General features: G+C 51.5%; 10 protein-coding genes. 2 read left to right on the top strand and 8 right to left on the bottom strand.

Features of this window, described 5'->3' with window-relative positions; genetic code table 11:
• Positions 1-261 precede the first annotated feature (261 nt).
• The 5 genes from INT21_RS08645 to INT21_RS08625 all read right to left on the bottom strand — a co-directional run bounded on the left by INT21_RS08645 (position 262) and on the right by INT21_RS08625 (position 4,479).
• Positions 262-1,458 carry a multidrug effflux MFS transporter gene (locus tag INT21_RS08645; protein WP_319022690.1) on the bottom strand — a complete coding sequence of 399 codons (1,197 nt, stop codon included), beginning with the start codon at positions 1,456-1,458 and terminating at the stop codon, positions 262-264.
• 159 nt (positions 1,459-1,617) lie between these two features.
• The gene (locus INT21_RS08640; protein ID WP_193085080.1) at positions 1,618-2,046 is read right to left on the bottom strand and encodes an SRPBCC family protein; all 429 of its coding nucleotides are present in this window, start codon (positions 2,044-2,046) and stop codon (positions 1,618-1,620) included.
• Positions 2,033-2,524, bottom strand: coding sequence for an SRPBCC family protein (locus tag INT21_RS08635; RefSeq protein WP_193085079.1), 492 nt, complete (start codon positions 2,522-2,524; stop codon positions 2,033-2,035). The genes INT21_RS08640 and INT21_RS08635 overlap by 14 nt, the downstream gene beginning before the upstream one ends.
• Entirely contained in the window at positions 2,517-2,846 is a 330-nt protein-coding gene (locus tag INT21_RS08630; RefSeq protein WP_083007844.1) for an ArsR/SmtB family transcription factor, read from the bottom strand. Before INT21_RS08630 ends, INT21_RS08635 begins: the two co-directional genes overlap by 8 nt.
• Before the next feature lie 37 nt (positions 2,847-2,883).
• Positions 2,884-4,479: an MFS transporter gene (locus INT21_RS08625; protein ID WP_193085078.1), complete on the bottom strand. Its 1,596-nt coding sequence runs from the start codon at positions 4,477-4,479 to the stop codon at positions 2,884-2,886.
• A 93-nt stretch (positions 4,480-4,572) separates the two neighbouring features.
• Here INT21_RS08625 and INT21_RS08620 point away from each other — a divergent pair, with 93 nt between their 5' ends.
• Positions 4,573-5,367, top strand: a complete 795-nt coding sequence (locus tag INT21_RS08620) for a helix-turn-helix transcriptional regulator (protein ID WP_193085077.1) — start codon at positions 4,573-4,575, stop codon at positions 5,365-5,367.
• 48 nt (positions 5,368-5,415) lie between these two features.
• On the opposite strand, the gene INT21_RS08615 is transcribed toward INT21_RS08620, so the two are convergent.
• Positions 5,416-6,264 carry a LysR family transcriptional regulator gene (locus INT21_RS08615; RefSeq protein WP_193085076.1) on the bottom strand — a complete coding sequence of 283 codons (849 nt, stop codon included), beginning with the start codon at positions 6,262-6,264 and terminating at the stop codon, positions 5,416-5,418.
• Between the two features lie 141 nt (positions 6,265-6,405).
• Here INT21_RS08615 and INT21_RS08610 point away from each other — a divergent pair, with 141 nt between their 5' ends.
• Positions 6,406-7,074 carry an FMN-dependent NADH-azoreductase gene (locus INT21_RS08610; RefSeq protein WP_193085075.1) on the top strand — a complete coding sequence of 223 codons (669 nt, stop codon included), beginning with the start codon at positions 6,406-6,408 and terminating at the stop codon, positions 7,072-7,074.
• 62 nt (positions 7,075-7,136) lie between these two features.
• Here INT21_RS08610 and INT21_RS08605 read toward each other — a convergent pair whose 3' ends face one another.
• Positions 7,137-7,472: a TfoX/Sxy family protein gene (locus INT21_RS08605; RefSeq protein ID WP_193085074.1), complete on the bottom strand. Its 336-nt coding sequence runs from the start codon at positions 7,470-7,472 to the stop codon at positions 7,137-7,139.
• Between the two features lie 162 nt (positions 7,473-7,634).
• Positions 7,635-8,237, bottom strand: coding sequence for a GNAT family protein (locus INT21_RS08600; RefSeq protein ID WP_319022689.1), 603 nt, complete (start codon positions 8,235-8,237; stop codon positions 7,635-7,637).
• Positions 8,238-8,292: the final 55 nt, after the last annotated feature.

Genomic DNA, 8,292 nt, shown 5'->3' with positions numbered 1-8,292 from the left:
ATCAGACTCCAACGTTACACGAAAACTTAAGATCAGGCACTTAGCAGGTCAGCCAAATGGCGTAATTTATCTGGATTACGCACAGCGTATAGTGCCTGAATACGACTATCCACGACTTCCAGTGTCATGATCTGGGTTAGCCCTTCGTATTCGATCGTTAACCACCCAGGAAGCCCATTAACAATTACAGGGCTTACCCTGCAAGGGCTGGATGACGTCAACTTGCGGGCCAAGCCTGCAAGTTGACGTCATCCAAAAACCCTAGACCACGGCCTCTTGTGGCGTACCGCGCAAGGTCAATAACGACAAGCCCGCGGCCACCAACGAGCACAGTGCGATGGCTGCGGTCAGCATCAGTGGGGTTCCGTCGAACACCACACTGACCACAGCAATGGCGATCGCGCCCAGCATCATTTGCAGAGTGCCGCCCAGGGCCGCCGCTGTACCGGCGATGGGGCCGTGTTCCTCCAGCGACAACACCATGGACGTGGGAATCACCAGTCCAAGAAACGCAAAGGTTGTAATCAGCATTCCCACCAGCAGCGGGAAACTGGTGTATCCCAGCGCCACCAGCGTAAACATCAGGCAGGCCGACACAGCGTAACCGGCCACCGCCCATTTCACCACCGTGATGGAGCCGAAATGGACACCGAGATTGGAGGCAATCTGGCTGGTGGTAAAAAACCCCAGGGCGTTCAGTGCGAACGCAAGGCTGAACTGGAATGCTGTAAGGCCGTAGTAGCCGGTGTAGAGAAACGAGGCGGTGGCCAGAAAGGCAAAGAAACTGGCCATGCCCATACCACCAATCAACGTCAGGCCCATATATCCCGAGTCCCGGAACAATACGCCGAACGCTTTCATCATGGCGTTGAAGCGAAAAGGTGCGCGGTCTGCCGGGGCCAACGTTTCCTTCAAAGCGAAGCTGGTCAGAAACAGGCCCAACACCGTAGCAATGGCGACCGCGACAAAGACAGCACGCCAGCCGAAGGGCACGATGATCGAGGTGCCCATCAGGGGTGCCAGCATGGGTGAAACGGCAATCACCAGCATGATGGTGGACATCATGCGAGTCGCCTCGGTGCCGGTGTAGCGGTCACGGATCACCGCGCGCGGAATAGACATGACCGCAGCCGCCCCCATACCTTGCAAAAAGCGCAAAGCAATCAGCCATTCGATGGTGGGCGCGAATGCACAACCAATCGAGGCGACACCGAAGATACCAAGGCCAAAGTAGAGCGGTGGCTTGCGGCCGAACACATCGGAGGCCGGCCCGTAAAAAAGCTGGCAGATACCAAATGCAATGAAGAACGACATCAACGTCCACTGCGCGGCCGACACCGACGCCCCCAGGTCTTTACTGATGGTCGGCATAGCGGGCAGGTACATATCAATGGCAAAAGGGCCGATCCAGCTCAGCAGGCCGAGCACCAGTGCCATTTTTATCATATCGGCTTTCACTGAATATTCCTTTATCAATAAGTGTGTTCATCCGAAAGCCGAAATGGCTTCGTCCTATGCCAAGCAGTCGTGTGGGGGAGGTAAATATCGACAACAATTTGCAAAATATTATTCTGAAGGCTGATCGTGATTGCTTGTCACAATTGAACAGCGGCTCTACTAAAACGTACGGGTCTGGTAATGAATACCGGTCCCTTCTTCACAGTATTGCTTAAGGCTCAGCAGGAATATCGCCCAGTTATAGTTGCAGAAACGGTAGAACTCGGTCACTTCACGCCAATCGGTATGTTTGAGAGTGACAGCCGTTTTGCCTACTCGTTGTTCTAGCTCGAAACTGACGCTGGTCCCAATCCACTCAGGGTCTGAATCGATACATTGCCAGGTCATCTTAGTATTGGGCACCAGCTCTACGATCGTCATCTTTGTCGGGTGCTCATCCCCAAATCGGAATTCATTGACCGCATCAAGTTGGGCAGTGAATGCTAAATCCTGGGTCCACACCTCGGCCAGGCCACGAGCCGTGGTCAACACTTCGTAAACACGTGAAAGAGGGGCATTTACGTATTGAATATGTTCAATGCGCGCCATCAGTATCACTCCTTAGCAAAGGGCTGCCGCCTTCCAGCAAGCTTTTGAGACTGGAAAGAATGACTGGCCAGCCGACGCTGATGCCTTGTAGTACTTTGCTGTCCTCCTCGAATTGGTCGTGAATCAGTGTCAGACGCACCTGGCCCATATACTCGCTAATTTCAAACGTCACCCGAGACGGTTTTTCAGGTCTTGTCAGGTCAACTTTTTCGCCCTCATATCCTGGCATCTCGTCATCGTTTTCAGGAATGAAGGTATAGGACAAACGGTGCGGCGGGTCTGACTCCAGCACCTCGCCGTGCCAATCCAGTGATCCATCGGCCTTGACGAGTTCAACCGTTGCTCCCGCCGTCCACGCCGACGTAATCTGCCGCCCACCCCAGTATTGGCGGGTAAACTCCCCTTCCGTCAACTCTTTCCACAGTTGCTCGGGCGTCGTGTTAATGTAAATAACGTAGGCAAAATCGAGCTTACTCATTGTGATGGTCCTCAAGCTTCTGTTTGAGACTGTCCACCGCCGCAATCCGCTGATGAGTGAACTTACTGACCCAGCGTTGGTGGATCTGCTGAATTGGCTCGGCATTGAGGTAATGCAGCTTTTCTCTCCCCCGCCACGCCGTAACCACCAGCCCCGCTTCTTCAAGCAGCGCCAAGTGTCTGGTAACCCCCTGACGACTCATGGAGAGTCGTTCGCATAGCTCATTGAGGGCCTGCCCATTATTTTCAAACAGGCTATCCAGAAGCTGGCGCCGCGAGGGATCAGCGAGCGCTTTGAAAACAAGATTGAGATTAGTTGTCATAACGACATTATGCAACCAATTAGTTGCATGTCAAAATTTAGTGCTCATTCTCACCAACTGCCTGTACATGCCGAAGGCTAGCAGCCGACAACAACGCCAGCGCCAAAATAGTGATGCCACTGACGATGGCCACAGCATTCATTCCTTGCGTAAACGCTGACTGTGCTTGCTCAAGTATCCCGCCGGGAAGTCGTTCAGCAACGGACGTTGCGGACCACAAACTTTCTCCAAGAGCACGGGAGACATCGTCTGGCACCTCATCAGGAATCGCACTGGCAATCTGCACGCGATACAACAAGGTTCCCAGGCTACCGAGAAGTGCTACGCCCAGCGCTACACCCAACTCCTGAACCATCTCGGACATCGACGACGCGGACCCAGCTTTTTCCGCAGGAGCCGCGCCTACCACCAAGTCGGTGCCCAGCGCAGCGATGGTGCCCAACCCCAGATACACTAATGAAAATCCCAAAACGACCTGGAGTACCTGAACAGAGAGCGGGTCTACTTGAGCCAGAAAACCACAACCGATGCTTGCAAGCATCAGCGCGACAGCAATAACAAACGCAGGCCGAATACGGCGCGCCAAGATAGGAGCAAGAATACCGGCAAGCACCATCATCAGCGCTGGCGGCCCCATCCACAGCCCAGCAATCAGCGGCGTGTAGCCCGCTACTAGCTGAAGATATTGAGTGACTAGAAGCATCATTCCCGCCACACCCACCAGCCCTAGCAACATTATGACCAGCGCAGCAGTGAAGGTTTTACTGGCAAACAGTTTGAGATCAAGCAAAGGATCAAGAAGCTGCTTTTGTCGACGCACAAAGAGCAGTGTTCCTACGATTCCCAACACAAGTGTGGCCAATACCAGTGGCGTCACACCTGCTTTAGAGAACGCCTTTATGGCATAGATACTGGGCAGAATTGCTATCAACAGCAGTAGAACACTCAAAACATCCAGACGGCCTGCCTGCGGATTGCGATACTCCGGCAGCAGTAACGGCGCAGTTAATAACAGTACGATGACGATGGGCACGGCAATTAGGAAAGCCGCTCCCCACCAAAAAGGGGCTAACAGCAACCCACCGACCACTGGCCCCAAGGCCATCCCTAGTGCAAACATGGTCGCCCATATCCCAATCGCCAATGCCCGCTGGCGCAGATCAAAAAACATATTGCTAATCAGGGCCAGTGTAGAAGGCATCAGCGTTGCTCCGGCAACACCCAGCGCTGCCCGCGCCACAATAAGCCACTCGGCATTAGGCGCATAAGCGGCAAACACTGACGCGACCGCAAACGCAAAGGCCCCGATCATTAGTAGTCGACGTCGGCCAACCCGATCCCCTAGCGTGCCCATCGTGATAAGAAAACCAGCGATCATGAAGCCGTAGGCATCCATAATCCACAGCGCCTGAGTACTGCTAGGCTGTAGATCTACCGCTAAGGCAGGAAGCGCAAGGTAGAGAATAGTGACATCGAGCCCAAGCAGCATGGTGGGCAGTGCCAGTACCGCAAGCCCTGCCCACTCTTTAATGCCGGCTTTGTTGCAGGGCCGTCCGCCTGTATCCGTATAACCTGTGTCCGTATTACCTGTGTCCGTATTAACAGGGGTGTGAACATCACAGCTGAATGACATGTCGCCTCCGACTTCATCATGGAAGCAGGCATTCTCAGACACTCTATATGGGGTTACAATATAGCTAATTATCCTATTACTAGAGGTAATAGCATGGCCAATCATCGGCTTGAGCGAACACAGAGTGATCTCACTGAATTCATGCTGCGGCATCGTCAAAAATTAACGCCTGCTGACGTCGGGCTTCCCACCAGTGGGCGAAGGCGCACCCCGGGCTTAAGACGAGAAGAGGTTGCTGCGCTCGCTGGGGTAGGCCTGACGTGGTACACGTGGTTTGAGCAGGGCCGTGACATTAAGGTCTCCGAACGTTTTCTGCTCAACATCTCCCGTGCCCTAAAACTGGATGACGCCGAGTGCTGCCATCTTTTTCTATTAGCGCACCGCCGAGCGCCGCCAGCAGAAGCGTATCAAGAGCAGAGCACTTCCCCCCGAATCCAGTCGCTGATGGATGACCTCTCTCGCCCTAGTTACGTGATGAACCTGCGTTGGGATGCTATTGGCTGGAATGCGCAGGCTGATGAACTACTTCAGTTCAGCAGCCGAGAAGCGTCTGAGCGCAATCTATTAAGGATGGTATTTACCGCTCCCGACCTGCGTCGACGACTCCCTGACTGGCAACAGGATGCGTCGAATATGCTGGCACAGTTTCGTTGTGACTTAGCTGTCGCCCCTGAAGACCCAATCATGCAAACGCAAATTGAAGAGCTTTGCCAGTTATCGCCAGACTTCCGGCACTGGTGGGAAGCGTCAAGCATGGAAGGTTACAACCGAGGAATCAGCAGCCTCCTTGATACAGAGGGCGAGCACCATACCTATACCCATGAGACGCTCATCGTTGATGAGCACCGTCATCTCAAGATGGTGGTTTACTTCACAGCAGAAGAGTGAACAGACAAACCCTCTTATGGATTAAGCTGATCACTCAGAATATAAATCTCAATCAATCATAGACTTAAGCCAATCGACAAAAGCCTGCATTTTGGCACTATGCTGCCAGCTTTCGGTCGGGATGTAGTAACACAGCAGAGAATCGACGCTTTGATACGAAATGGGCTGCAATGCGTTGGCTTTCACAAAGTCAGAAACCAGTGTCTCTGAACAAAACACCAGTCCTTTCCCAGCAAGAGCTTCATACACACCATAAAGCTCCTGATCAAAATACCTTATTTCAAAATTTGGCAGTGACGCTCCATTTTCAATTAGCCAGTTTTCCCAAGGTGAGTCCGGCAGTTTATTGTTCTTCCACTTAGTCAGATAGACCGTAGGTGGCTTATCCACTGTGATGGAGCGGATAAAAGGACAGCTCCCATATAGGTTAAAACGCTCTTTCTTTAATAAATTTGATTTATCAACCCGGGTTACGTCCCCCAAACGGATAGAGAGGGTATTCACTTTTGATGCCACTACTTCACCCGTTGATATTTCAACATCAATATTTTGATAAATTTTATTAAAGTCATGTAGCAACGGAATTAGCACCAGGGCGGCAAAGGATGAGGTGGTATCAACATTCAGCTTTGAGGCATCTGACTTTATATTATCTAAAGCAGTCTGGATTTTCTGCAAACCGGCGGTTGTCGCCTCAGAGAGCTGGTGCCCCTCTGACGTTAAAGTCACGCCCCGGTTGATTCGGGTAAACAGCCGCACTCCCAACCTATTCTCAAGATTGCTGATGTGATGCGACACATTTGCCGACGTTATCGACAGCTCCTCGGCAGCATCTTTAAAGCTCCCCAGCCGAGCGGCCGCTTCAAACACCTTAATCGCCTGTAGCGAAGCATTCACCGCTAGCCTCCTATTTTTTTGTCTCAACCCGGCTTCTCAATAGATAAGTTTTTCTCATCTATCGATCCAATTTATTCATTTGTCGCAGTATTGGCAAAAGGGCAGCATAGCCACTCCACACCGCTATCTGCTGAGGCCATCATGCGCACATTACTTCATATAGACGCTAGCGTACGTAAAGCGACAAACCCAAACCCTGACCACAATTCAATATCAAAACGTATTGCTATGCAGTTTGTTGATAAATGGCAATCTGCTAACAGTGCAGATAATTACATTTATCGTGATATTGGCTTGAACCCACCTGCTTTTATTGACCAGGACTGGATAGGTGCCGTTTTCACACCAGATGAACGGAAAAGCTCTGAGCAACGTGAAAAACTAGCGTTATCCGATCAGTTATTTAATGAATTAGCGCAAGCGGATGTCATCCTAATATCTTCACCTATGTACAACTACGGCATGCCCGCCCCTCTGAAAGCGTGGTTCGATCAGGTCATGCGTATAAATAAAACATTTAGTTTTGATTTAGCTCGTGGTGATCATCCTATAGAGCCGCTTTTGTCTGGGAAAACACTAATTTTAGTCTCTTCATGCGGAGAGTTTGGCTTTGGGCCAGGAGGTGAACGTGAGCATATGAATCACCTCGGGCCGCATATTAAAACATTGGGCAGATACTTGGGCGTCGAGTCATTTCATGAAATAACATCAGAGTACCAAGAATTTGGGGACGAAAGGCATCAGAGATCAGTTGCTAATGCGCTTAAAAATGCCGGATTGCTAGCAATGGATTTGGCTAGCAACGCATAAACCTTTGCTTTGAGTAGCCGCCGGGCAGTCTAAAATGACTGCCCTCGTTAGCTCTGGTCGCGTCAACGAGCTTTTTTCCGCAATGCCGCTTTATAAGCACGGTCAGCCCACTCCTTAGCATGTTCTGGATCTTCAAATATCTCCTCGGGTGCAGCGTAATAAGTCATTTTCACCCTTTTGCCGCTCTTCTCATATTCAAACTGCTCCATTCCCAGCTCGATAAAAGAGCCTACCGAACGTTCATCGACTTTAAGGTAAAGAACATCATCGGCGACTAGCGCAAACATAAGACCATCGCGATAAACGCCATACCCTCCAAACATGCGCTTAGTTTGGATTTCACCAAATAGTGCGAATACGTCGCTAAGGTTTGCGATAAATTCGCTGGTAGCTTTCATTAACCTCCCCCCCCGGTTTCAGCCGCATCGCGTAGCGGCGTTGATAAAGTTGCGAGGCTTGGTACTAAAGGGCATCCGGACATAGCAATCGATGCTGCTTAGCCTAGTTGTAGCGTCAGGCCAACCTTAGAAGCGATTCATTCCAGCCTCTCACCATAAACCTCACTGTGCGCAGGATCGGCTTATCAAGTAGTTGAGGTGTGAGCACACCTCTGGCCACTCGCCCCTGCTCAGGCTATACATCACTGTATCGCGAATGGTCCCATCGCGGCGCATCGCATGACCTCGGATTACACCATCTTTCTTCGCGCCTAGGCGCTCGATCGCACGTTGGCTGGCAAAGTTGAAGTTGTCGGTACGCCAACCGACCACGTTACAGCCCAATGTGTCGAAAGCGTGAGTCAATAGCAGTAGCTTACAGGTGGTGTTGACATGCGTACGCTGAACCCGCTTGGCGTACCATGTGTAGCCAATTTCAACGCGTTTTACGTTGGGCAGAATGTCATGGTAACTCGTGGTGCCAAGCACCCTACCACTCGCCTCTTCAATAACGGCGAAAGCAAAGCGATGGCCTTCCTCGCGGCTTTTCAAGGCGGTATCAATATAGTTGCGTGTCTCGTCGGGCGTTGGCACCGATGTAATGCGCAGATTCCACAACTCGCCATCCGCAGCGGCTGCGCGCACCCCCTCTGTCAGCCTAGTTGTCCGGTTGGCGATCTCGCCCAAATCCAATCCAGAGGGAGCGGTATGGAACTCATGTGCCACGTTATTCCGCAGGTAAGCGTTCATCCTACGACGTAGTTGACCTACTTCACGTCAC

The organism is Halomonas sp. 3F2F (assembly GCF_014897805.1).
Taxonomy (GTDB): Bacteria; Pseudomonadota; Gammaproteobacteria; order Pseudomonadales; family Halomonadaceae; genus Vreelandella.
This window is presented reverse-complemented; position numbering and strand designations above follow the sequence as displayed.